The organism is Aeromonas bivalvium, from assembly GCF_046078285.1.
In the GTDB taxonomy this organism is placed as follows: Bacteria; Pseudomonadota; Gammaproteobacteria; order Enterobacterales; family Aeromonadaceae; genus Aeromonas; species Aeromonas bivalvium.
Genome location: NZ_JBGXBV010000003.1, coordinates 1 through 22,668 on the forward strand (window position 1 = coordinate 1; position 22,668 = coordinate 22,668).

At 63.0% G+C, this 22,668-nt stretch carries 20 protein-coding genes, 1 tRNA gene and 1 rRNA gene; 13 read left to right on the plus strand and 9 right to left on the minus strand.

The window, feature by feature from the left end; translation table 11 throughout:
* Positions 1-5 precede the first annotated feature (5 nt).
* Positions 6-120 (plus strand): 5S ribosomal RNA (gene rrf, locus ACEUCR_RS09435).
* A gap of 97 nt (positions 121-217) precedes the next feature.
* Positions 218-294, plus strand: a tRNA-Asp gene (locus tag ACEUCR_RS09440).
* Positions 295-423: 129 nt separating this feature from the next.
* On the opposite strand, the gene ACEUCR_RS09445 is transcribed toward ACEUCR_RS09440, so the two are convergent.
* Entirely contained in the window at positions 424-756 is a 333-nt protein-coding gene (locus ACEUCR_RS09445) for a cupin domain-containing protein (RefSeq protein WP_408789673.1), read from the minus strand.
* A 201-nt stretch (positions 757-957) separates the two neighbouring features.
* Between ACEUCR_RS09445 and ACEUCR_RS09450 the strand changes: the two genes are divergently transcribed.
* The 5 genes from ACEUCR_RS09450 (at position 958) to ACEUCR_RS09470 (ending at position 6,222) form a co-directional block, all read left to right on the plus strand.
* Positions 958-2,316 (plus strand): NCS2 family permease, encoded by a 1,359-nt coding sequence (locus ACEUCR_RS09450; RefSeq protein ID WP_408789675.1) that lies wholly within the window; start codon positions 958-960, stop codon positions 2,314-2,316.
* 238 nt (positions 2,317-2,554) lie between these two features.
* Positions 2,555-3,625, plus strand: a complete 1,071-nt coding sequence (gene dhaK, locus ACEUCR_RS09455; RefSeq protein WP_408789677.1) for a dihydroxyacetone kinase subunit DhaK — start codon at positions 2,555-2,557, stop codon at positions 3,623-3,625.
* 9 nt (positions 3,626-3,634) lie between these two features.
* Positions 3,635-4,264, plus strand: coding sequence for a dihydroxyacetone kinase subunit DhaL (gene dhaL / locus ACEUCR_RS09460; protein ID WP_408789680.1), 630 nt, complete (start codon positions 3,635-3,637; stop codon positions 4,262-4,264).
* 1 nt (position 4,265) lies between these two features.
* The gene (gene dhaM, locus ACEUCR_RS09465; protein ID WP_408789683.1) at positions 4,266-4,982 is read left to right on the plus strand and encodes a dihydroxyacetone kinase phosphoryl donor subunit DhaM; all 717 of its coding nucleotides are present in this window, start codon (positions 4,266-4,268) and stop codon (positions 4,980-4,982) included.
* A 157-nt stretch (positions 4,983-5,139) separates the two neighbouring features.
* On the plus strand, positions 5,140-6,222 hold the full coding sequence (locus ACEUCR_RS09470; RefSeq protein WP_408789686.1) for a glycerol dehydrogenase: 1,083 nt from the start codon (positions 5,140-5,142) through the stop codon (positions 6,220-6,222).
* Between the two features lie 94 nt (positions 6,223-6,316).
* On the opposite strand, the gene dhaR is transcribed toward ACEUCR_RS09470, so the two are convergent.
* A complete protein-coding gene (dhaR, locus tag ACEUCR_RS09475; RefSeq protein ID WP_408789689.1) occupies positions 6,317-8,218 on the minus strand; it encodes a dihydroxyacetone kinase operon transcriptional regulator DhaR in 1,902 nt (633 codons plus the stop codon).
* Between the two features lie 464 nt (positions 8,219-8,682).
* Between dhaR and ACEUCR_RS09480 the strand changes: the two genes are divergently transcribed.
* Positions 8,683-9,633: a hypothetical protein gene (locus ACEUCR_RS09480; protein WP_408789692.1), complete on the plus strand. Its 951-nt coding sequence runs from the start codon at positions 8,683-8,685 to the stop codon at positions 9,631-9,633.
* 308 nt (positions 9,634-9,941) lie between these two features.
* On the opposite strand, the gene ydiK is transcribed toward ACEUCR_RS09480, so the two are convergent.
* On the minus strand, positions 9,942-11,033 hold the full coding sequence (gene ydiK / locus ACEUCR_RS09485) for an AI-2E family transporter YdiK (RefSeq protein ID WP_408789695.1): 1,092 nt from the start codon (positions 11,031-11,033) through the stop codon (positions 9,942-9,944).
* Entirely contained in the window at positions 11,030-12,409 is a 1,380-nt protein-coding gene (locus ACEUCR_RS09490) for a bifunctional NUDIX hydrolase/phosphatase PAP2 family protein (protein ID WP_408789697.1), read from the minus strand. Before ACEUCR_RS09490 ends, ydiK begins: the two co-directional genes overlap by 4 nt.
* A gap of 181 nt (positions 12,410-12,590) precedes the next feature.
* On the opposite strand from ACEUCR_RS09490, the gene ACEUCR_RS09495 reads away from it, so the two are divergent.
* Positions 12,591-12,971 carry a hypothetical protein gene (locus ACEUCR_RS09495; protein ID WP_408789700.1) on the plus strand — a complete coding sequence of 127 codons (381 nt, stop codon included), beginning with the start codon at positions 12,591-12,593 and terminating at the stop codon, positions 12,969-12,971.
* 81 nt (positions 12,972-13,052) lie between these two features.
* On the opposite strand, the gene ACEUCR_RS09500 is transcribed toward ACEUCR_RS09495, so the two are convergent.
* Both ACEUCR_RS09500 and ACEUCR_RS09505 read right to left on the minus strand, forming a co-directional pair.
* Positions 13,053-13,823, minus strand: coding sequence for a substrate-binding periplasmic protein (locus ACEUCR_RS09500; RefSeq protein ID WP_392441633.1), 771 nt, complete (start codon positions 13,821-13,823; stop codon positions 13,053-13,055).
* Between the two features lie 49 nt (positions 13,824-13,872).
* Positions 13,873-14,931: a hypothetical protein gene (locus tag ACEUCR_RS09505; protein WP_408789704.1), complete on the minus strand. Its 1,059-nt coding sequence runs from the start codon at positions 14,929-14,931 to the stop codon at positions 13,873-13,875.
* Between the two features lie 210 nt (positions 14,932-15,141).
* Between ACEUCR_RS09505 and ACEUCR_RS09510 the strand changes: the two genes are divergently transcribed.
* Positions 15,142-15,453, plus strand: coding sequence for a DUF1496 domain-containing protein (locus ACEUCR_RS09510; RefSeq protein ID WP_392441635.1), 312 nt, complete (start codon positions 15,142-15,144; stop codon positions 15,451-15,453).
* A gap of 858 nt (positions 15,454-16,311) precedes the next feature.
* Here ACEUCR_RS09510 and ACEUCR_RS09515 read toward each other — a convergent pair.
* Positions 16,312-17,760, minus strand: coding sequence for a catalase (locus ACEUCR_RS09515; RefSeq protein WP_408789708.1), 1,449 nt, complete (start codon positions 17,758-17,760; stop codon positions 16,312-16,314).
* Between the two features lie 163 nt (positions 17,761-17,923).
* Between ACEUCR_RS09515 and ACEUCR_RS09520 the strand changes: the two genes are divergently transcribed.
* Positions 17,924-18,412, plus strand: a complete 489-nt coding sequence (locus ACEUCR_RS09520; protein ID WP_408790104.1) for a GNAT family N-acetyltransferase — start codon at positions 17,924-17,926, stop codon at positions 18,410-18,412.
* 40 nt (positions 18,413-18,452) lie between these two features.
* Positions 18,453-19,310: an AraC family transcriptional regulator gene (locus tag ACEUCR_RS09525; protein WP_408789710.1), complete on the plus strand. Its 858-nt coding sequence runs from the start codon at positions 18,453-18,455 to the stop codon at positions 19,308-19,310.
* 187 nt (positions 19,311-19,497) lie between these two features.
* Here ACEUCR_RS09525 and ACEUCR_RS09530 read toward each other — a convergent pair whose 3' ends face one another.
* Together ACEUCR_RS09530 and ACEUCR_RS09535 are read right to left on the minus strand one after the other, a co-directional pair.
* Positions 19,498-20,403, minus strand: coding sequence for a DMT family transporter (locus ACEUCR_RS09530; RefSeq protein WP_392441639.1), 906 nt, complete (start codon positions 20,401-20,403; stop codon positions 19,498-19,500).
* Between the two features lie 88 nt (positions 20,404-20,491).
* The gene (locus ACEUCR_RS09535) at positions 20,492-20,932 is read right to left on the minus strand and encodes a DUF2214 family protein (RefSeq protein WP_042001286.1); all 441 of its coding nucleotides are present in this window, start codon (positions 20,930-20,932) and stop codon (positions 20,492-20,494) included.
* A 102-nt stretch (positions 20,933-21,034) separates the two neighbouring features.
* Here ACEUCR_RS09535 and ACEUCR_RS09540 point away from each other — a divergent pair, with 102 nt between their 5' ends.
* A complete protein-coding gene (locus ACEUCR_RS09540; RefSeq protein WP_408747029.1) occupies positions 21,035-22,612 on the plus strand; it encodes a sensor domain-containing diguanylate cyclase in 1,578 nt (525 codons plus the stop codon).
* Positions 22,613-22,668 lie beyond the last annotated feature (56 nt).

A 22,668-nucleotide genomic window follows, 5' to 3' on the forward strand; every position in this document is an offset into this window, starting at 1 on the left:
TTTTGCCTGGCGGCCATAGCGCCGTGGAACCACCTGATCCCATGCCGAACTCAGAAGTGAAACGCGGTAGCGCCGATGGTAGTGTGGCATTCGCCATGCGAGAGTAGGACACTGCCAGGCACCCAATTAAACAGTTGTGCACACATTGCATGATTGGCTGCGAGGATGACACCTCATAAACAAGCAGCAACAGATTTAGCGCAAGCTAACCGAATGCGGAGCGGTAGTTCAGTCGGTTAGAATACCGGCCTGTCACGCCGGGGGTCGCGGGTTCGAGTCCCGTCCGCTCCGCCACTAATTTGAAAGGCCTTCCCTCACGGGAAGGCCTTTTTGCTATGCGCCGTCAGCATCCGTTTTCAGGAAGCCCAATCTGTCGATTGGGCTTCTTTCGTTGTGCTTTGTCACTGTGGAGAGGCGATTCCTCTAGTAGTAGACGCAGAGCCAGACGGTCGTCTCGGTCGGATGGGTCCACTCCACCCTGTGCTGAAGGTGTGCCGGGATGTTGATGTAATCCCCCGGCCCAAGGTGGACGCGCTCCTGGACCCCGGTATCCGGTGTGATAAAGACCAGGATGGCTTCGCCCTGTATCAGCGCCACCCACTCGTGTTCATCCTGATCGAACCACTCCCCCGTGGGGGTCTGTTGCCCCTGGGAGAGGATGCGCTCGATGCGAAAGTGATTGGTGCTGACCAGGTCGGTGAACACCTCGTTGGGCAGGGGGGAGGGGATCTGGCCAAGCAGGTTGCCTGTGTGCATGGGCTTGTCTCCGGCTGATGGGGGCTAGCTAAGAGTGTAGAAGCTGGAGGGGCGCTTCCCATGTGGAAGTTGAGGCTCCCAACGAGGCTGTTGATGAAAAACTTCGGGAAAATGGTCGCTTATCCGCTGCAATCTCGCCAAATTCTTGCTATTTTGCGCGCCAGCAAGCAAACGATTTCCTTCACACTTTCAGGATGAACTATGGCAACGCAACAAACGACGGCCCGCGCGGGCAATGGCGGGTTTCTGGACTCCTATTTCTCCATCAGCCAGCGTGGCAGCACTGTCCGCCAGGAGCTGCTGGCCGGGTTGACCACCTTCCTGGCCATGGTCTACAGCATCATAGTGGTGCCGAACATGCTGGGTGCCGCCGGTTTTGAGCAGGGTCCCGTCTTCGTGGCCACCTGCTTGATCGCCGCCTTCGGCTCCCTGCTGATGGGTCTGTGGGCCAAGCTGCCGATGGCCATAGGTTGCGCCATCTCCCTCACCGCCTTTACCGCCTTCAGTCTGGTACTGGGTCAGGGGCTGAGCATTCCGGTCGCGCTGGGCGCCATCTTCCTGATGGGTGTGCTGTTTACCCTGATCAGCGTCACCGGCGTGCGCCAGTGGATCCTGGATAACCTCCCCTCCGGCATCGCCCACGGCACCGGCATAGGTATCGGCCTGTTCCTGCTGCTGATCGCCACCAACGGCGTCGGCATGGTGATCAAGAACGAAGGGGCCGGCCTGCCGGTACAACTCGGTGAAGTGACCTCCTTCCCTGTCATCATGACGGTTCTGGGTCTGGCCGCCATCTTCGGTTTGGAGCGTCGCAAGGTGCCGGGCGGCATCCTGATGGTGATCATCGCCATCTCCATCCTCGGCCTCATCTTCGATCCGAAAGTGACCTGGCAGGGCTTCTTCGCCATGCCGAGCCTGACCGGCGAGAAGGGTTCGCTGGTAGGCAGCATGGATCTGCTGGGTGCCCTCAATCCTGTGGTGATCCCGACCGTACTGGCACTGGTGATGACTGCCGTGTTTGACGCCACCGGCACCATACGTGCCGTGGCAGGGCAAGCGGGCCTCATCAACGAGCGTGGCCACATCATCAGCGGCGGCAAGGCCCTGACGGCCGACTCCGTCAGCAGTATGGTCGCTGGCGTGGTGGGTGGTGCTCCGGCGGCCGTCTACATCGAATCCGCCGCAGGGACTGCGGCCGGTGGCAAGACGGGTCTGACCGCCACCCTGGTCGGCGTGCTCTTCCTGCTGATGATCTTCCTCTCCCCGCTGAGCTATCTGGTACCGGCTTATGCCACCGCACCGGCCCTGATGTACGTCGGTCTGCTGATGCTGGGCAACGTCACCAAGCTGGACTTCAGCGATTCGGTCGATGCGCTCTCCGGCATGCTGTGCGCCGTCTTCATCGTGCTCACCTGCAACATAGTCACCGGTATCATGCTGGGCTTCGTGGCACTGGTGATCGGCCGCCTGTTTGCCGCCGAGTGGAAGAAACTCAACGTCGGCACCGTCATCATCGCCGTGGCCCTGGTGATCTTCTACGCCGGTGGCTGGGCTATCTAACCCGTCCGGTTATTCCGGTTATAGCGAAGGGCCCTGCGGGGCCCTTTTTCATGGCTGTGAGGCCGCTAACAGTTTACCGCCTGCTTGCCCCGCATCGTTTCAGATTGAAACGCCAACGCACCTGATCCTGTTTCAAATCCGAACCTAACCTGCCGTCATTTTCCTCCCGATTTATCCCGTTAGACTGGCTCCATCAACCATTTGCCCACCCGTGCGGTGGCAAGCCAAGGAGTGAGCCATGAAGAAACTGATCAATGCCGTCGATGCCGTGGTCCGTGAACAACTGATGGGGATGGCCGCCGCCCACCCCGAGCTCAAGGTACGTATCGAACCCCACTACATCACCCGCGCCGACGCCCCCGTGATGGGCAAGGTGGCGCTGGTCTCCGGTGGCGGCAGCGGCCACGAGCCGATGCACGGCGGCCTGGTGGGCAAGGGGATGCTGGATGGCGCCTGCCCCGGCGAGATTTTTACCTCTCCGACCCCGGATCAGATGTACGAGTGCGGTCAGGCGGTGGATGGCGGCGCGGGCGTGTTGTTTCTGGTGAAGAACTACACCGGCGACGTGCTCAACTTCGAGACCGCGGTCGAGCTGCTGCACGGTGACGGGGTCAAGGTGGGCTTTGCCCTCATCGATGACGACGTGGCGGTCAAAGACAGCCTCTACACCGCCGGTCGCCGTGGCGTTGCCACGACCGTGCTGTGCGAAAAGCTGGTCGGTGCCGCTGCCGAAGCGGGCTATGATCTGGCGCGCTGCGAGGCGCTGGCCCGCCGCGTCAACAACCAGAGCCGCACCATAGGCGTGGCCATGCATGCCTGCACCGTGCCTGCCGCCGGCAAGCCCTCCTTCACCCTGGCGGACAACGAGATGGAGTTCGGCGTGGGCATTCACGGCGAACCGGGCATAGCGCGCCGCCCCTTCACCGACCTCAATACCCTGGTGGACGACATGTTCAAAGAGCTGGCTGACAACACCCCCTATGGCCGCACCCTGCGCCACTGGGACAGAGCCTCCGGCAGTTGGCAGGAAGAGCACACATTTATCGAGCCGCTGAATGGGGGCGATCGGGTCATCGCCCTGGTCAACAGCCTGGGCGGCACCCCCATCTCCGAGCTGTACGGCGTCTATGGTCGCCTCGCCACCCTGTGCGAAGAGGCAGGCATCCATCTGGTGCGCAACCTGATTGGCCCCTACTGCACCTCCCTCGACATGACCGGCATCTCCATCACCTTGCTCAAGGTGGATGATGAGCTGATGACCCTGTGGGATGCCCCCGTTCATACCCCCGCCCTGCGTCGCGGCTGCTGAGGAATATTCATGTTAAGCAAACATCAGATCGTCAACTGGCTGCTCGACTGCGAACACATCTTTACCGAGCAGCGTGACTACCTCACCGCGCTGGATACCGACATCGGCGACGGCGACCACGGCCTCAACATGCAGCGCGGCTTTGCCAAGGTGGCCGAGAAGCTGCCGGCGGTGGCAGACAAGGATATCGGCCAGGTGCTGAAAACCACCGGCATGACCCTGCTCTCCTCGGTCGGCGGCGCCAGCGGCCCGCTCTACGGCACCTTCTTTATCCGGGCGGCGGCCAGCACCGACGCCTGCCAGAGCCTGAGCCTCGGCCAGCTCGGCAAAATGCTCAGCGACGGGGTGGAGGGGATCGTCTCCCGCGGCCGCGCCGAGCCGGGCGACAAGACCATGTGCGACGCCTGGTGGCCGGCACTGGCCGCCCTGCAGCAAGCGCAGCAGCAAGAGCTGCCGCTCAACGAAGCGCTGGACAAGGCGGTGGCAGCAGCCGCTGCCGGTACCGAGGCCACCATCCAGATGCAGGCCCGCAAGGGGCGCGCCAGCTACCTTGGCGAGCGCAGCATAGGCCATCAGGATGCCGGGGCCACCTCGACCCTGCTGCTGCTGACCGCCCTGCGTGACAGAGCGAGGTTGTGACATGATCGGAATCGTAGTTGTCTCTCACAGCGCCCAGCTGGCGGCCGGATTGAAAGCGCTGGCCAACCAGCTCGGCAGCCCGGCCAGATTGCTGCTGGCGGCCGGGGTCGATGACCCCGACCACCCCATCGGCACAGATGCCATCGCCGTGATGAGTGCGATTGAAGAAGCGGACGACGGCAGCGGCGTGCTGGTGTTGATGGATCTCGGCAGCGCCCTCTTGAGCGCCGAGACCGCCCTCGAACTGCTGTCCCCGGAGCTGAGCGCGAGGGTGCGGCTCTGCCCCGCCCCGCTGGTCGAGGGCACCCTGGCCGCCGTGGTGGCGGCCGGTTCCGGCCTGACGCTGGATGAGGTGGCCGCCGAGGCGCTCGGCGCGCTGGGCCCGAAACAGGCGATGCTGCCAGCCAGCGCGGCGCAAGCCGCCACAGAGACAGCCCCCGTTGCCGACGACGGCTGGCTGCGCTGCGAGGTGGTGGTGGATAACCCCCACGGCCTGCATGTGCGCCCTGCCGCCCGACTGGTGGCCGCCCTCAAACCCTTTGCTGCCGAACTCAGGCTGCAAAAGGGGGACAAAGAGGCCAATCCCCGCAGCCTGACCCGGCTCGCCATGCTCAACGTGCGCCAGGGCGACCGGCTCACCCTGCTGGCGCGCGGAGAGGATGCCAACGCCGCCTTGGCCTGTTTCCAGCAGCTGGCCTTTGATCGCTTCGGCGACTGACGCCGCATACCACTGTTTCAAGGCGCTGCACTCGCTCGCTGAGCCTGTGCAGCTCCACTTTCGTGCAAGTAAAAGACGAAGGAGTCCCCGGCACAGCCGCCCCTTCGCCCCTGTTAGTTTCAAAAGACGTCTTATGAACTAGAGAGAGGGATAGAATATGGACCGCATCATCATCAGCCCCAGCAAGTACGTGCAAGGCAACGGGGCCCTTGCCAATATAGGCAACTACGTCAAGGCGCTCGGCGCCAAGCCACTTATTCTGGCCGACGCCTTCGTCACCAAGCTGGTTGGCGATACCGTGGCCACCAGCTTCCACGGCGCCGGTATCCAGCCCGAGTTCGACTGCTTCAATGGCGAGTGCTCCCGCCCCGAGATCGACCGCCTGCTGGCCCGCTGCAACCAGACGCCGTTTGACGTCATCATCGGCATCGGCGGCGGCAAGACGCTGGATACCGCCAAGTCGGTCGCCTTCTACCAGAAGGTGCCGGTGGTCATAGTGCCCACCATCGCCTCCACCGATGCCCCCACCAGCGCGCTGGCGGTCATCTACACCCCAGAGGGGCAGTTCAGCGAATACCTGATGATCCCGACCAACCCCAATATGGTCATCATGGATACCGGCGTGGTCTCCCGCGCCCCGGTGCGCCTCTTGGTTTCCGGCATGGGGGATGCCCTCTCCACCTATTTCGAGGCGCGCGCCAACAAGGTCTCCGGTTGCCAGACCATGGCCGGTGGTGCCCCCACCCTGGCGGCGCAGGCCATCGCCGAGCTCTGCTACAAGACCCTGCTGGCCGATGGCTACAAGGCCAAGCTGGCGGTGGAGCAGGGGCTCTGCACCAAGGCGGTGGAGAACATCATAGAGGCCAACACCTACCTGAGCGGCATCGGCTTCGAGAGCAGCGGTCTGGCCGCCGCCCACGCCGTTCACAATGGCCTGACCCAGCTGGCCGAGTGTCACCACCTCTACCACGGCGAGAAGGTGGCGTTCGGTACCCTGGTACAGCTGGTGCTGGAGAATGCGCCGATGGCGGAGATCGAGACAGTGCTGGGTTTCTGCCGCTCGGTGGGCCTGCCGACAAACCTGCATATGATGGGGGTCAAGGAGCTGGATATGGCGCGCCTGATGGAGGTGGCCAAAGCCTCCACTGCGGAGGGTGAGACCATCCACAATATGCCGTTCAAGGTCACTGCCGAGGATGTGCTGGCGGCCATCGTCACCGCCCACCAGCTGGGGCTGTAACCGCGCCACGGCTGACCTTGTCATATAAATCGGCCCCGCATCTGCGGGGCCGTTTCATTTTCTACGGGCCGGTTGGCGACGGCCTCAATAACCGTCAGCTGTGGTAGTCGGCGGGATCGATCTCGAGCAGCTTGAGCCGCCGCCAGAGGGTGGTGCGACTGATGCCCAGATGCTGGGCCATCTGGCTCACCTGCCCCTTGCAGGCGTGGGCGCAGCGCAGGATGGCCTGGCGCTCCAGCTCGGCCAGGGTGAGCAGCGGTTGCCCCACCACCTCGTCCGCCACCTGCTGATAGCCGTGACGAATGGCGGCAGGCAGCGCCTCCGGCGGGATCGGCCCCTGACCGGCGTGAAGCAGCGCATGCTCGACGGCGCTGCGCAGCTCCCCCAGATTGCCGGGCCAGGGATAGGCGAGCAGACAATCGAGGGCCGCCGGACTGAACTGGCGCACCGGCTCGCGCCCCTGCGCCCCTAGCTGCTGGCTGATAAGGCCCGGCAGATCGGCCGTGCGCTCCCGCAGCCCCGGCAGCCACAGCTCGCATGCCTGCAAGGCATAGAGCAGCTGGCGGCCAAACAGCCCCTCCTGCACCCGCTGCTCCAGCGGGGCGCTGCTGGTGGCGATGATCCGCACCTTGAGCGGCAGAATGCGGGCCGAATCGAAGCGCTGGATGCGGCCGGTCTTGAGCAGTTGCAGCAGCGCCGCCTGCATGGGGGCAGAGAGGCACTCCACCTGCTCCAGCACCAGGGTGCCGCCGTGGGCCAGCTCGAACTTGCCCGCCCGCTCCTGCCACGCCTCGTCGGAGCCCATCAGCTCCAGCGCCATCCGCTCGCTCGGCAGCGCCTGACAGTTGAGGGTGATGAGCGGCCCGGCGGCCCGTTCGCTGCCAAAGTGGATCGCCTCCGCCAGCTGGGCCTTGCCCACCTCCTCCTCGCCGCGCAGCAGGATAGGCCCCTGACTCTGGGCCGCCTGCCGGGCGTAGCGCAGCAGCTTGCGCATGGCGCTCGATTCCCCCACCAGGGCAGAGAGCTCGGGCACCGTCTGGCGCAACTGGTGAATGGCCCGCAGCCGATCGACCGGGTGCAGCAGGGCGATAAAGCTGACCCCCTCCGGCCCCGGCAACGGCTTGAGGCTTATCAGCGCATTGATGAACTCCCCCTCCTGAGCGCCGAGTCGCTCCAGCGTTACCTCCACATGGCTGAGCGGTGTCTGCCCCTTGATGGCCAGTTGCAAACGCTGGGGTAGCAGCAGGTGCTGCTCCAGCGGCTGACCGAGACAGAGCGCCGGATCGAGCCGCAGCCGGTGTGCCGCCAGGGCGTTGAGGTAGCGCAGCCGACCCTGGGGATCCCAGGCCAGCACACCGTCATCCATGCCGTCGAGCAGGGCGTAAAGCTCGCTCAGATGGTGCTGGGACTCCTGCATCAGGGTCTCCATCTGCAGCAGATGGGCCAGCTCGCGCCCGGCGCTGACGGTGAGCGCCAGATCGCCGACCGTTGCCTCCTCCACCCGGCAGACCAGGGCCATGATGGCGACCTGACGGCCGTTGCTGTTGTAGACCGGGCTGGCGCAGCTGTGCCAGGGATGGAGGGTCTGGTTGAAGTGCTGGGGGCCACTGACGCAGAGCGGCACCCCCTCCAGCGCCGCCAGATTGATGGCATTGGTGCCGATGCGCCCCTCGCTGAAGAAGGCGCCGGGGCCAAAACCCAGCGCTGCCAGCTCGCGCAGGGTGTCGGGGTGGCCGGTCTGGGCCAGCAGGCAGCCGCTCTCGTCGGTGAGCAGCAGGGCGCAGGGGCGCCCCTCCATGAATTCGTAGAGATCCTCGAGAGCCATCTCGCCGGTGGTGAGCAGGTCGCGCTTGCGCTGGCGCAGGCTCTGCAAGGTCTGCCCCTTGGCGCTGTGGGGCGGGTGCCAGAGGGTGGCACTGGTCTGGTGGGCGCAGCGCAGCCAGGAGGCCTGCAGATAGTCAGGCCAGGGCTGATGATGCTGAAGGTCAGATGGCATGGTCACGGCAATATCCGGCAAGATGTGAGCCGACCATTTAACCACGCCAGCGCCCCCGATTCAGTGACCTGCCTCAGAGGGTGGCAAGCCAATCCCCCTCCCGGTCGGGTTCACCGTCGGCAAATTGCTGGCCGAGCCAGTGGCAGAAGGCGAGGTACTCCTTACGCTCTCTTGATATAGCGCCTCCGATCACACTACTGACTTGTTTATGAAAAGGAGGCCGAATGGCGCTTTCCATTGACCCCCCAGAAGTGTATTTTTGCCCGATGGCCATAAGTAGAGCCAAAATAGGATTCGCGGCGAATAAGCTCAGCATCAGAGGCAGACCGGTAATGTTGTGATTTAAAATGCATTTTTCGTGGCGGAGAACAGGGCGATCCGGAGTTATATGGAGGGCTCTATTAATGGATTATCACCGCCGTCTATCTAATTACTGTCATACCTATTGAGATGAATTGCCATAGATGAAAAACATTGAAGATAATTTAATAAGGTTTTTTGATATCGAGGCGCAAGTACGAGAGCACATAAACACGCATAGATATCAGAAGGTCTTAATCTCAGAATTAGATAACTGGAGCCAAATTTGTAGTTCTTTGGACACGCTCGGTGACACAGGGTTAGCATTAAAAAGTTATTTCGAATCAGAATACCCCGTTAATGCAGGGTTGTCTTATATTTACACTTATGGGCTATTACAAGCGTTATTTATCCAACAAGACGCCATGAGTCATTTGTCTGAAGCATTTGAAGTGCCATATTCACTGTCGGACGAGCTGAAAAACATCAGAGCCGTTAGAAACGCCTCCATCGGTCACCCAACAAAGAATCAAGTTAAGAAAACCACTTACTTCAATCATATTTCTCGTATTTCAATGAGTAAAGGCGGCTTTACTTTGGCCCGCTTCTACGATGAAGGCCAAAGTGAGTTCATCGACGTTGACTTCAAAAAAACAGTAGAAACACAACTTGTCGGCATTAATAATGCTTACGCATTAATCAGTGAAAAACTTCGAAAAATTGACGAGCAGCATAGGACTAAGTTTATGGGGCAACCTCTAGCAGATATTCTCCACTCAACAATGGGATACATGTTCGAAAAAGTAGGGCAGGCTATATATTCCCCATCCAGTTCAAATGTTTCATTTGGTCTTAGTATGCTTGAGTCAATCGAAGAGGCATACAATAAATTTCAGAGTGCATTGAAAGAAAGGAATGAGTTACCAGATCACACTCAGTACGATCTTGATGAGTATTTCCATGCCATTCAAAGAGTAAAAACTTATCTAACTAACTCTAATGCGAATGACTTTTCAGAAGCAGATGCACGAATTTACTTATTCTATCTACAAAAAAGTCACAAGAGCTTTGAAAGCCTTGCACGTGAAATAGATGATGATTATTTAAAGGAATAGGTATAGCCCGTAGGTTCGATTAGCCGTAAGGCGTAATCGGACGTTCGCGTAAATTAAATCCCCCGCGATAACGACCATCCATATTTGCCCTCTGCCAGATGCCGCTGATTCACGGAAACGCCGGGGCAGCGGCATCTCGATCGTCCGATTAGGCTTAGCCAATCGAACCTGCATGGGGCGGTAATATGTGGGATATGCAAGTTGGCGCGGATCAGCCAACCCGACACGATCGCCATAAACCACTATCACCACAAACCAAAGAGCCGCCCGATGGGCGGCTCTTTGCATCAGCTATGGTGGCTGAATCGTCACTCGGCCTTGGGAGGCGCCGCGATGGCGGCCGCCTCTGGCTGCAGATCACCTTCCTTGATCCAGGCATCCAGCAGGGTGTAGCCCACCGCCAGCACCACGGGGCCGATGAAGAGGCCGATGATCCCCATTGCCAGCAGGCCGCCGATGACCCCCACCAGGATCAGGATCAGCGGCAGGTCGGCGCCGCGCTTGATCAGGAAGGGGCGCAGGAAGTTGTCCATGGTGCCCGCCAGCAGGGACCAGACCAGCAGGAAGGTGCCCCAGGTGGTGTCCCCGCTCCAGTAGAGGTAGCCCACGCTGGCCAGCAGCACCGGGAAGGGACCAATCTGGGCGACGATCAGCAGGAACATCAGCACCACCAGCACCATGACGTAGGGGATGCCGGCGATGAGCAGGCCTATCCCGGCCACCGAGGATTGCACCAGGGCGGTCACCACCACCCCCATGGCGACGGCGCGGATGGCCTGGGAGGCGAGCACCACGGCGTTGTCGCCGCGCTGGCCCGCCAGGCGATGGGCGAAGCGGCGAATGCCGTCGGCGGCCTTTTCCCCGGAGTGGTAGAGCAGACCGCAGATGGCCACCGTCAGCAGGAAGTGGACGAACAGCAGGCCGAGGTTGCCCGCCTGGGCCGCCAGCCAGCGGGCTGTCTGGCCGAAGTAGGGGGCCAGCTTGGCGAACAGCACCTGACCGCCGCTCGCCAGGATCTGCTGCCAGAACTCATAGAGCTTGTCGCCCACCAGGGGCACCTGTTGCAACCAGAGCAGCTTGGGGGGTGGCGAGTGGCTGAGGTTGGTGCCGAGTTCGATGAGCATGGGGGCCTTCTCCGCCACATTGGCCAGCGCCATGAACAGCGGGATGACGAACATCAGCAGCAGGACCAGGGTCATGAAGAGGGCGGCCAGGGCGCGCTTGCCCCACAGCAGGCGCTGCATCATCCGCATCAGGGGCCAGGTGGCGATGGTGATCATGGTGGCCCAGACCAGGGCGGGCAGGAAGGGGCGCAGCACCATGAAGCAGGAGATGATGAGAATGCTGAGAAACAGCACCCCCAGGGTGATCTTGGCCAGATCCGGTTTCTTGAAGGTCATGATGTTCCTTGCGGTGGGGCCATGCCCCGGTTGTGGTCATCGGTCAGGGAGAGGAGCCACCAGATACCATGGCTCAACCAGAGCCCCCAGAGCCCATAGAGTATGCCTTGCCCGCTCAGGATCAACAGGGAACTGGAGATGAGCAGCGGCAGACCTGTGCTGAGCAGGCTCAGCAGCAGGCAGCCCGAGAGGGCAATGAAGCCGACCAGCCAGGGGTGGCGCCGCGTGCGATTGACCCGGCTCTGGCTGCCGAGCAACAGGGCCAGGCTGGCAATGGCGATGGCGGCCAGGGTGGGGGATTGCAGGATGGCGGCCCCCATGCCGGCCAGGCCGGCGAGCAGCAGCCAGGCCAGATAGTGGCTGGCCAGCGGCAGCAGCCGGGAGCGCAGGGTGAGCAGGATCAGTCCCAGCAGCAGGCCGGCCACCACGTCCGAAATGAAATGCACCCCGAGCCAGACGCGGGCCAGGCCGGTGGCGCTCCCTAGCAACAGCGCCAGGGTCAGTGCCGCCCCTCGCCGCTTCGGCCAGGCCCAGCCGAGCAGCAGTCCCCACCCCAGCATGGCGGTGGCGGTATGGCCGCTCGGCATGCCGAAGCCCGAGACGGCGTGGGGGGCCAGGTCCGGCATGAAGTTGAAGGGTCTGGGCCAGGCCACGGCCTCCTTGGCGAGCTGAGTCAGCAGGGCGAGCCAGAGCATGGCGAACAGCAGTTGCCAGACACTGGGCCACCCCAGCAGGGGCAGCAGGAAGGGGATGAGCAGCAGCAGGAAGGGGGTCGATCCCGCGAGGTTGGCCAGTTGCAGCCAGAGCGCCTTGGGGCCGATGAGGCTCTGCACCTGGCGGATCAGGGTGAGCTCCCGATCATGAAGGGTATTGGCCTCGGAGCGAAAATCCGCCACCCAGGTGACCTCGCTGTCCGGGATGCTGGCGAGGCGTGGCACGATCCAGTCGAGCTGGGCCGGGAAGCGGCGCAGGGCGTGGGGCAGGGTGGTAGGGGCGATCAGCAGGGCGCTGAGCACCTCCCCATCCCGGTTGGGGGCCTGAAGCAGGGAGACGGCCCCTGTGCCGGACTGGGCCCTGATGGGGCTCAGGCTCTGGCAGGCGAACAGCTCGGCCGATCGCCAGCGACCCAGGGGGGCGACGATCCGGCCTCTGAGTCCCGTCTCTTCGAACAGTTCCCGCAGCGCCGCCTGGGCCGGGGTCTCGCCCTGGTCTATGTAGCCGCCGGTCAGGCTGTAGCGTGACGAGACCCTGTCTTGTACCAGCAAGACCTTGTCCTGATGTTTGACGACGCACACGGCGCCGCTGGGGGCAGATTGGGCGAGTACGAGCGGGGCGGTCAACAGGGCCAGTAACAGGCAGCAAACGTATCTGATCATGGGGAGCCGGATCCGGGGACGATAGCCAAGCCTCACAGAAATCAGTAGCTTGGGCAATGATTTCCCTGCCAGAACCGGCCTTGTCGTCAGGTTTGTCCCGGCCAGGATTGCCCTTGCTCGCCCCTGTGCCTACTATTGGCAGCTATCGTCACCCTTCATGCAGCAAACCGTGGGACTCTTCATGAAACAGTTAGGTTTTTATCTCGGCATCGGCCTTGGCGTCATCCTGGTACTGTTTGGCAGTATCGTCATCTGCCAGGCCCTGCCTGCCGCACTGGATGTGCTGGAAATGCCGAGCCGCATCCCCTTCGTGCGCGAGGTCTACACCTGGCTGATGAGCAGCGCCAACGGACTCACCGCCCAGCTGGAGCAGAACTTCCTGGAGGCTTTCCAGACGGTACTCAAGCTGATACTGCTCATCACCTTCATGTGGGTCTGCGTCAAGCTGGTCAACATGGGGGTGCTGATCATCCGGGCCGGGGTGGATCTCATCCGCACCGCCATCGAGCACAGCGAGTCGGCCGTCAGCAAGGACAACGAGCAGGACAACCTCTACAAATAGGTGCCTGCCTCATAGGCGGATGGAAGAAGAGGTCACCCAGGGGTGACCTCTTTGCTTGGCGCCGGGGCTGTCTGCCCGGCGTCACTCTATCTCGGGCAGAGGGGCCTGGTTGCCCGGCGCGAGCTGGTCCCGGTAACGGGCCTGGAGGGCACGAAACGCGGGCCCCTGACGCACCTTGTCCAGGGCCTGCTGCAGCCTGGCCACCTCGGCCGGATCCACGGCGTCACTGAAGGCGAAGCAGTCATCCTGCTGGGCCAGTACGGCCACGGTGACGAACTGGGTCGCCGGGTAGCCGAGCTGGCGGATCTGGTGGCGCAACATGACTTCGTTGCCCGCGACCAGGTCGGTGCGGGCCAGCAGCAACTGGCGCACCACCCGATCCATGCTGGGTACCGTCATCAGCTGGCTGGGGGGAACGCCGCGATTGAGCAGCAGCTGTTCCCCCACATCGGCCTCCATGGCCCCAATCTTCAGATTGAGCAGATCGGCCCTGCGCTGGATCGTCGGCAACTGGTCGGCCCTGGCCATCAACACGATCCGGGAGTGGCTGATGGGGCAGACCCATTGCAACCGGGAGGCGCGTCGCTGGGTGCGTGCCGTGGTGAGCAGGACGGCATCCGGCTGCTGGGTCAGCAGATACCAGGCCTGGGCCCAGGGCAGGAAGTGGATGGGTTCCTCCTCCTGCCCCAGCTCCTGCCACATCAGGCGCAGCAGCTCTATGCTGAAGCCGCTGGTGCGCCCCTGCTCATCCAGGCCGTTGAACGGCAGGTTCTGCTCTGAGTAGTAGGTCAGGGCCGTCAGGGGCGGGCTGGCCAGGGTGGTCAGCAGGCCGAGCAGAGCCATGAGTCTCATCGTGCGGCTCTCCGGTGGCAGGGTCTGGCCGGGGTCATGGCGCTTTGCCTCACTTCAGCAGTGCCTCCAGTTCGGCCTCGGCGCTGGCGCGGGCGGCGGCCTGAGGATCCTGAGTCGGTAACGCCTGGCTGACCGCCTCGGCGCCCTGCTTGCCGGCGTCTTCGACCGTCTTGGTCACGGCCTGGGTTGCGGCGGCGCTGGCGCCCTCGGCGGCCTGCTTGCCGGCGTCATTGACCGTCCTGGTCACGGCCTGGGTTGCGGCGGCGCTGGCGCCCTCGACGGCCTGCTTGCCGGCGTCATTGACCGTCCTGGTCACGGCCTGGGTTGCGGCGGCGCTGGCGCTCTCGGTGGCCTGCTTGCCGGCGTCATTGACCGTCTTGCTCACGGCCTGGGCTGCGGCGGCGCTGGCGCTCTCGGCGGCCTGCTTGCCGGCGTCATTGACCGTCTTGGTCACGGCCTGGGTTGCGGCGGCGCTGGCGCTCTCGGCGGCCTGCTTGCCGGCGTCATTGACCGTCTTGGTCACGGCCTGGGTTGCGGCAGCGCTGGCGCCCTCGACGGCCTGACTGGCCTGGTTGCTGACCGCCTTGGCGGCCTGCTGGGTCGCCCCGTTGATCAGCTCGCTGGCCGACCCTGTCATGGCCCCCTTGACGGCCTCGCTGGCCGGTGTCTGCCAGCCGGCCATCTCTTTTGGCCAGCTCGGGGTCACCTGACCCAGCTGCTCGCCAAACACCTCGACGGCATCGCCCTTGAGCAACTTGACCGCCATCTGGTTGGTATCCGAGTTCCACACCAGGCCAGCCTTCTGGGCGAGGTCGGGCACAGGGGTATAGCGGGAGACCACATAGAAGAGGGGCCCCTCCTGTTGCAGCTCGCCGGCGGTCTTGAGCAGGGAGACAGTGGTGTCATAGTTGGGGCCGAGCAGGGCCGTCATCCTGTCCTTGATGAGGGGTTGTTCGAACAGATTGACCTCGTTGGGGTCGAAACCGACCAGTGGCTTGAGCAGGGCCCACATCAACTGGCTGGAGGGACCCATCATCAGCAGGGGAGCGACGCAGGCGGACAACATCAGGCTCAGGCAGGTCGCCTTGAGCAAGGGCATGATACGCATTGGGGGAAAATCCAAATAACGATTTGATAATTAAGGTAATCTTGGTCTCGATCAGACCAGGTTACTGGGGTTGTGGCGACCAATTCCTGTACAGGCTGGCGCGGCGCTCGCAGGCTACCATATTGGTTCCGGAATGCCAGATGGCGTGTCACTTATTAATCAAGTTTTCCCCCCGGCTGGTCGCCTGAAAGAGGAAACCAAGGAGTCGCGATGAAATCAGTCGTTATCATGCTGGCCCTGCTGGGACTCACCCTGCCGGCCATGGCCGAGCCATCCCGTCATACCATTCGGACCGGCACGGATCTGGTGTTGCCCCTGGGCGCCATGGCGGAGCGGATCTGCTGGTATGAGGGGAAGCAGTATTCTCTCGGCGCCCGGATCCCCCAGGGAGAGCACGGGCTGATCTGTGCCCCCATCAACCTGCAGGAGAGCAATGGCCCCCTGGCCTGGCGCCCCTTGCAGGAGGAGAGGGAGAAATCCGCCCCTCCGGCCGGGGTGGATCGCATCGAGACACCCCGCTGAGCTTTTCTTGATCCAGCTAAAGACAGGAGCGGGAAGGCTATCGCATAATACGGCCTCGCTCACAATTGGCATGGGACCCAAGACTATGGCTCGTCGCTCTTCCATTACTCAACGTCGTCGCAATAGTTGGTGGTACAAACGCCTGCTGGTCAGGGAGCGGGCAGAGCGCGAGGCGCGCTCCGTTCGGGATTGATAGAGATTGATGAAAACGGGAACCTCAGGGTTCCCGTTTTTGGGTCGTGACAGTGCCGCTATCGGGCTGGCTCGTCGCCCTTCCTCCTTTCATCACACCGACGTCGTCGCAACAGTGGGTGGTACAAACGCCTGCTGGTCAGGGAGCGGGCAGAGCGCGAGGCGCTGCGTCCGGGATTGATAGAGATTGAGACAGATTGATAAAAGCGGGAGCCTCAGGGTTCCCGTTTTTGGGTCGTGACAGTGCCGCTATCGGGCTGGCTCGTCGCCCTTCCTCCTTTCATCACGCTGACGTCGTCGCAATAGTTGGTGGTACAAACGCCTGCTGGTCAGAGAGCGGGCAGAGCGCGAGGCGCTGCGTCCGGGATTGATAGAGATTGATGAAAACGGGAGCCTCAGTGTTCCCGTTTTTGGGTCGTGACAGTGCCGCTATCGGGCTGGCTCGTCGCCCTTCCTCCTTTCATCACACCGACGTCGTCGCAACAGTGGGTGGTACAAACGCCTGCTGGTCAGGGAGCGGGCAGAGCGCGAGGCGCTGCGTCCGGGATTGATACCGCATTGAAAAACGGAGCCTCGGGCTCCGTTTTCTATTTCTCACCGCCAGCATCACGACAACGGGGGCCATCAGGCCCCCGTTTTGCTTTTGCAGATGTGCCTGCTTGCGGCTTAACGCTGCAAGGCGGCCAGTGCCAGCTCGACCCGCTTGGCGTACTCGGGGTCGGCCTGCTCGAAGTGGCTGAGCTGGGCCGCGACTATGGCGTCATCTTCCACGTTGATCAGGGATCGCGCCAGGTTGGCGGCGAGGCGCGCGCGCTGCCCCTCGTCCATCAGGCGGAACAGATCCCCCGGCTGGCTGTAGTAGTCGCTGTCGTAATCACGAAAATCGTAGTGCAGGGCGGCCCCTTCCAGACTCAGCGCCGGTTCGTGCTGCTCGCTCGGTTGCTGGGTACCGAAGCGGTTCGGCTGGTAGTTGGGGCTGGCGCCACCATTGCTGTCGCTGCGCATGGCGCCGTCGCGGTGGGCACCGTGGTGGAAGGGGCAGCGCGGGGCGTTGACCGGCAGCAGGCCGTGGTTGACGCCGAGGCGATAGCGCTGGGTGTCGCCGTAGGAGAAGAGCCGCCCCTGCAGCATGCGATCCGGCGAGAAGCCGATGCCGGGCACCACGTTGGCCGGGGTGAAGGCGGCCTGCTCCACATGGGCGAAGTAGTTGTCCGGGTTCTGGTTGAGCTCCAGCACGCCGACCGGGATCAGCGGATAGTCCTTGTGGGGCCACACCTTGGTGAGGTCGAACGGGTGGATCTCGTAGGTCTGTGCCTCGGCTTCCGGCATCACCTGCACATAGACCTTCCAGCGCGGGAAGTCGCCCCGCTCTATGGCGTTGTAGAGATCCGCCTGGCTGGTCTCTCTGTCCTGACCGACGGCATTGGCCGCCTCCTCATCTGTGTAGAAGCTGTGGCCCTGCTCTGTCTTGAAGTGGAACTTGACCCAGAAGCGCTCGTTGGCCGAGTTGATGAAGCTGAAGGTGTGGCTGCCGTAGCCGTTCATCTCCCGCAGGCTCCTGGGGATGCCGCGATCGCTGAACAGTATGGTGACCTGATGCAGGGATTCCGGGTGGCGGGACCAGAAGTCCCAGGCGGCGGTGGCGCTGCGCAGGTTGGTGCGGGGATCCCGCTTCTGGGTGTGGATGAAGTCGGGGAATTTCAGCGGATCCCGGATGAAGAACACCGGGGTGTTGTTGCCCACCAGATCCCAGTTGCCCTGCTCTGTGTAGAACTTGAGGGCGAAGCCGCGCACGTCGCGCTCGGCGTCGGCGGCGCCCTTCTCCCCGGCCACGGTGGAGAAGCGCAGGAAGACCGGGGTCTGCTTGCCGACGGCGTTGAACAGGTCGGCCTTGCTGAACTGGCTGATGTCGTGGGTCACGGTAAAGGTGCCGTAGGCGCCGGAGCCCTTGGCGTGCACCACCCGCTCGGGAATGCGCTCGCGGTCGAAGTGGGCGAGCTTCTCCATCAACCAGATGTCTTGCATCAGCACAGGGCCGCGGGGGCCGGCGGTAAGGCTGTTGTTGTTGTCGACGACGGGGGCACCATTGGCGCTGCGCAGGGTCTTGTCGGTCATTGGGCATCTCCTTGTGATGATGGAGGCACGATACGGCAAGGGGCGCGAGCGGGGCCAATTGGTCAGCTCTAAGTGTTTGATAGGTAGTCCTAATGGAGTTGGCTACGGACGCAAAGGGCGCTATTTTGGACGGACGTTCATGGATCAGGGAGGAGAGGGGATGATTGAGATCAGGATTCGTCAGGCGGAGGCTGGGGATGCCCAGGGACTGCGGGATCTCTATGCTATGCCAAAGGCTCAGAAGGGCACCTTGCAGATGCCCTATCCGACCCTGGCCATGTGGCAGAAACGCTTGGCGGAGCGCAGTGGCTACGGTCTGGTGGCCACAGTGGATGAGCTGCTGGTCGGCGATCTCGGCCTCTGGCTCGAGCCGAATCCTCGTCGTCGCCATGTGGCTGGCATCGGCATGGGGGTGCGGGATGACTGGGCCGGTCGCGGCGTGGGCTCGGCCTTGCTGGGGGCGGCGGTGGAGCTGGCGGATAACTGGCTCAACCTGCAACGGCTTGAGTTGACGGTCTATAGCGACAATGCAGCTGCCATCGCGCTCTACCGCAAATTCGGCTTCGAGCAGGAGGGGTGCTCACCCGCCTATGCGTTTCGCGAAGGAAGCTTCGTCGATGCCCTGCATATGGGGCGGGTCCGCCTGCCGTGAGAACCAGTGAGAGTGAGATTGCCATGAGAGTGAAACAGCCATGATCGACTATCGCGAGCGCCTGACCCCGGTGCTGCGGGCGCTGGAGCAGGATCCGGATCTCTCCATCGAGGCGCTGGCGAGCCGCGCCTGCCTCTCCCTCTACCACTTCCACCGGGTGTTTACCGCCGTGGTGGGGGAGTCCCCCGGCGAGATGTGTCGGCGGCTGCGGATGCAGCGGGCGGCCTGGCAGCTCTGCTACACCGATGCCAGCGTCACCGCCATCGCCCTGGGGGCGGGGCTTGGCAGCTCCCAGGCCTTTGCCAAGGCGTTTCGTCGTCACTATGGTTGCACGCCAGGGGAATTTCGCCGCGACAAGGGCAAGAAAGGACACCATGAGCGCAAGGAAGGACACGCATGGCAAGAGGCGCTTCCTTATGCTGAAGGTCACTCATCAGCAAGGAGCAACACCATGAAAACTGTCGAGATGGACGCCCGCACCCTGGCCTATATCCGGGTCACAGGCCCCTATGGCGAAGGGTATGACGCCGTCTGCAACCGCCTGCACCAGTGGGCTGCCGCGCGCGGGCTGGAGGGGGGGGAGTGGATCTTCATCTACCATGACAACCCGCAAGTGACACCGCCGGCCCAGTGCCGTACCGACATCGGCATCAGCGTGCCGGTGGGCACCCAGGGGGCGGGGGAGGTGGAAACTCAGCTCATCCCCGCCGGGCGTTACGCCCAGTCCCGCTATCTCATCACGGATCGCAGCCAGTACGGGGTGCTCTGGCAGGAGCACATAGGCGATATCGTCGCGGCCGGGCTGGCGTTTGGCGACGGCCCCTGTTTCGAGCTCTATCACAGTGCGAGCTACGATCCCCTGCGCGACGACGTGAGTTTCTGCTCCAGCGTGCGCTAGGCATCCCCCAATAAAACGAGGCGCCTGTGGGCGCCTCTTGTCGTTTGGAGCAAGGCTCATCACGAGATTCAGGACTGGCTGGGCACCTTGTTCCGGCGGGACTTCCACCACCAGCGCAGGCGGATCTGTGAAATCAGGATGAGCATCCCCGCCAGCATCAGGGCGCAACCGACCAGGGTTCGCTCGTTCAGGACTGGCTGGGCACCTTGTCCCGACGAGATTTCCACCACCAGCGCAGGCGGATCTGTGAGATCAGCATGCCTGCCAGCATCAGGGCGCAGCCCACGATGGCGCGTTCGTCCAGATGCTCCCCCAGCAGCAGCACACCGCCGATGGCGGCGAACACAGTCTCCAGGCTGAGGATGATGGCGGCGTGGGCCGGATGGGCGCCGCGCTGGCCCACCACCTGCAGGGTGTAACCCACCCCCACCGACACCAGTCCCGCATAGAGCAGCGCCTGCCAGCCCGCCACGGCGCCGCCGAGGGTCGGGGTCTCGATGACAAACGCCGTGGCCAGACTGAGCAGGCCGCACACCACAAACTGCACCCCGGCCAGGCGAATGGGGGCGACCCGGCTCGAGTAGTGATCCAGCACCAGCAGGTGAATGGCCCAGAACAGGGCGCCGATCACCTGCAACAGGTCGCCGTAGCCTATGGTGAAATCCTCGGTGACGCTGAGGTAGTAGAGGCCGGCCATGGCGATGAGGGCGCCTACCCAGGTGTTGGCCCCTGTCTTGTGGCGCAGGATCAGCCCCAGCACGGGCACCAGTATGATGTAGAGCCCGGTGATGAAGCCCGCCTTGGCCGCCGTGGTGTAGAGCAGCCCCACCTGCTGCAGGGAAGCGGCGGAGAAGAGCACTGTGCCGGCGATGAGACCCCCGACCAGCAGCAGGCGCGGGTTGTCCTCCTTGTCTGGCCGGGCCGGTTGACGGGACTTGAGCCACCACAAGAGCGGCAGCAGGGAGGCGGCGCCGAGCAGGAAGCGCAGGCCGTTGAAGGTGTAAGGCCCCATGTGATCCATCCCCAGCCGCTGGGCGACGAAGCCCAGCCCCCAGATGGCGGCCGCCATCAGCAACATCATGTTAGAACGCATACGGTTTCATCCCTGAAATCAAAAAGTTGAGGCACCCTCTCCACCATACCGCCTGTGATGGGCTTTGTCTTGGCTGCCGAGCGCCGGCTCAGGGGAGGGAGGTGTGGGCCAGCAGGGGGATCAGCATCAGCAGCAACAGGTCGATGCGCAGGATCCAGATCACCCACAGCTGCTGCTGGGTCGAGACCATGGGAGGTCGGCCCCGGCGCAGGGAGCGACGCCAGCGGTAGAAGAGGCGGCTCGGGTAGCCAAAGCTCAGGGCCATCAGCAGGAAGAGCAGCAACTTGAGCCGATAGCTCGGCAGCTGCAACAGCGCGGCCGGGCCCTGGGGGCTGTCATAGAGCCGCATCATGCCGCTGAGAAACAGCAACAGAAGGGCCAGCGCCGCCAGACCATCGGCGATAAGCAGCTTGCGCACCTGTTCGATGGACATGCCGCGCCGGAACAGGAAATATTCGGAGGTGAGGGCGCCGGTCAGCATGACGAGGGCGCAAAAGTGCACGGATATCCAAGGATCCTGGGTCAGCATGGGCGACCTTGCTGTGGGGCAACGAGCATCATTCTTCCTTTTGGACGCCGCACGGACGGGCTGTTAATCTGCGTCAAGCGTCCCTGCAATACGGAGCCATTCGTGAGCAAATATCCGAAGGCCAAATCCTACTGGTCCCTGACCAGCCGCATGCGGTTGGGGCTGGTGCTCTTGTTCATGCCGGTGCTGATGCTGGGGGGCATCTACTATCTGCACATGTCTCGCAGCCTGCAAGAGGCGCTGGAGCAACGTCTGGGGGCCAACAATGATCAGCTGCGCGAGAGCCTGGTCGAACCCTATCTGGCGCAACTGGAGCGACAGTTTACCCTGATCTATGGCCAAGTGAAGGCCGAGGATCTGGCGGGCAGCGAACTGGCCCATACCGAGCGCTATCTCCATGACTGGCGACTCTACAAGGCGCTGGCGCCGGATCTGGTGGCCATCTACCTGGGCACGGAGCGACGCCAGGTGCTGGCCTACCCCATCAAGGAACTCGATCCGGCCTTCGATCCCAGGACGCGCCCCTGGTATCAGCTGGCCTTCTCCCAACCCGGCAGCCTGGTCTGGACCGAGCCCTATTACGATTACACCAGTGGCAATCTCTTGATCTCCATGGCAAAGATGCTCATCGATCAGGAGGGCAAGCCGCTGGGGGTGTTCGCCGTCGATGCCAGACTCCAGCCCCTCTCCGCCCTGCTCAACCGGCCGGGAGAGGATGGTTATCAGAGCATCGTCAATGGCGCCGGTCGTCAGCTGGCCCATCCCGATCCCGAGCAGCTGTTCAAGGTGATGGCCCATCCTGGCTGGCTCAAGCGGGCCCGGGATGACAAGGGGCTCTTCCTCGACGAGGGCAAGGGCCAGTTCGTCGCCTACAGTCATTTGCCCGAGCAGGGCTGGCTGCTGCTCAGTGTCAAGCCTGCCGCCAGCCTGATCGAGACGGTGTCCAGGGCGTCGTTCAATGTGCAGCTGATGGTGGGACTGGCGTGCGTCCTCTATCTGGTGCTGGCCCTGGTCTGGACGCGTTATTTCAGGAGAGTGCTCAACGAGGTAGCCCTGATGATCCGCCACAGTCGCCAGGATCCCATGGCGGCCCGCGTGGGGGGGATACGGGAGCTCAAGCAGGTCTATGCCGAGCTGGCCGCCGCCAGCCAGGATCTGCACGAGGTGCGCCAGCTGGCCAATCAGGACAAGCTGACCGGCCTCTACAATCGCCGCTTCTTCGACGACAGGCTGACCGGCTTGCTGGAGGCGGGTGAGCCTTTCTTCCTCGCCATGTTCGATCTGGATGATTTCAAGGCGGTCAATGACACCTTTGGCCATCACAGCGGAGACATGGTGCTCAAGCGGGTAGCGACCCTCGCCAGGGAACAGCTGGGCGAGCGCGGCTGGGTCTGCCGCTATGGTGGCGAGGAGCTGGTGGCCCTGCTCACCGGGGATGATCAGGCCATGATCTTCGCCCTGCTGGACGAGTTTCGCGAGCGGGTCGCCGCCCTGGTGTGGCGCGAGCCCGGGCTGAGGGTCACCCTGAGTGGTGGCCTGGTGGCGAGCACTCAGGCCAGGGACGCCATGGGGCTGATCATGGCGGCGGACGCCGAGGTCTATCGCGCCAAGCGGGCGGGCAAGAACCGCTGCTATCAGGCGGGGGAGACACCGCCGGAACCCTTGCTGCGCCAGGTGTGATGCAGAGCCTGACACGACACCAGGGAGGCCATGGCCTCCCTGGTGTCGTGTGATCT

Coding starts and splice junctions, on each gene's coding strand:
- ACEUCR_RS09445 (WP_408789673.1), bottom strand. CDS start 756: ATGCACACAGGCAACCTGCTTGGCCAGATCCCCTCCCCCCTGCCCAAC.
- ACEUCR_RS09450 (WP_408789675.1), top strand. CDS start 958: ATGGCAACGCAACAAACGACGGCCCGCGCGGGCAATGGCGGGTTTCTG.
- dhaK (WP_408789677.1), top strand. CDS start 2,555: ATGAAGAAACTGATCAATGCCGTCGATGCCGTGGTCCGTGAACAACTG.
- dhaL (WP_408789680.1), top strand. CDS start 3,635: ATGTTAAGCAAACATCAGATCGTCAACTGGCTGCTCGACTGCGAACAC.
- dhaM (WP_408789683.1), top strand. CDS start 4,266: ATGATCGGAATCGTAGTTGTCTCTCACAGCGCCCAGCTGGCGGCCGGA.
- ACEUCR_RS09470 (WP_408789686.1), top strand. CDS start 5,140: ATGGACCGCATCATCATCAGCCCCAGCAAGTACGTGCAAGGCAACGGG.
- dhaR (WP_408789689.1), bottom strand. CDS start 8,218: ATGCCATCTGACCTTCAGCATCATCAGCCCTGGCCTGACTATCTGCAG.
- ACEUCR_RS09480 (WP_408789692.1), top strand. CDS start 8,683: ATGAAAAACATTGAAGATAATTTAATAAGGTTTTTTGATATCGAGGCG.
- ydiK (WP_408789695.1), bottom strand. CDS start 11,033: ATGACCTTCAAGAAACCGGATCTGGCCAAGATCACCCTGGGGGTGCTG.
- ACEUCR_RS09490 (WP_408789697.1), bottom strand. CDS start 12,409: ATGATCAGATACGTTTGCTGCCTGTTACTGGCCCTGTTGACCGCCCCG.
- ACEUCR_RS09495 (WP_408789700.1), top strand. CDS start 12,591: ATGAAACAGTTAGGTTTTTATCTCGGCATCGGCCTTGGCGTCATCCTG.
- ACEUCR_RS09500 (WP_392441633.1), bottom strand. CDS start 13,823: ATGAGACTCATGGCTCTGCTCGGCCTGCTGACCACCCTGGCCAGCCCG.
- ACEUCR_RS09505 (WP_408789704.1), bottom strand. CDS start 14,931: ATGCGTATCATGCCCTTGCTCAAGGCGACCTGCCTGAGCCTGATGTTG.
- ACEUCR_RS09510 (WP_392441635.1), top strand. CDS start 15,142: ATGAAATCAGTCGTTATCATGCTGGCCCTGCTGGGACTCACCCTGCCG.
- ACEUCR_RS09515 (WP_408789708.1), bottom strand. CDS start 17,760: ATGACCGACAAGACCCTGCGCAGCGCCAATGGTGCCCCCGTCGTCGAC.
- ACEUCR_RS09525 (WP_408789710.1), top strand. CDS start 18,453: ATGATCGACTATCGCGAGCGCCTGACCCCGGTGCTGCGGGCGCTGGAG.
- ACEUCR_RS09530 (WP_392441639.1), bottom strand. CDS start 20,403: ATGCGTTCTAACATGATGTTGCTGATGGCGGCCGCCATCTGGGGGCTG.
- ACEUCR_RS09535 (WP_042001286.1), bottom strand. CDS start 20,932: ATGCTGACCCAGGATCCTTGGATATCCGTGCACTTTTGCGCCCTCGTC.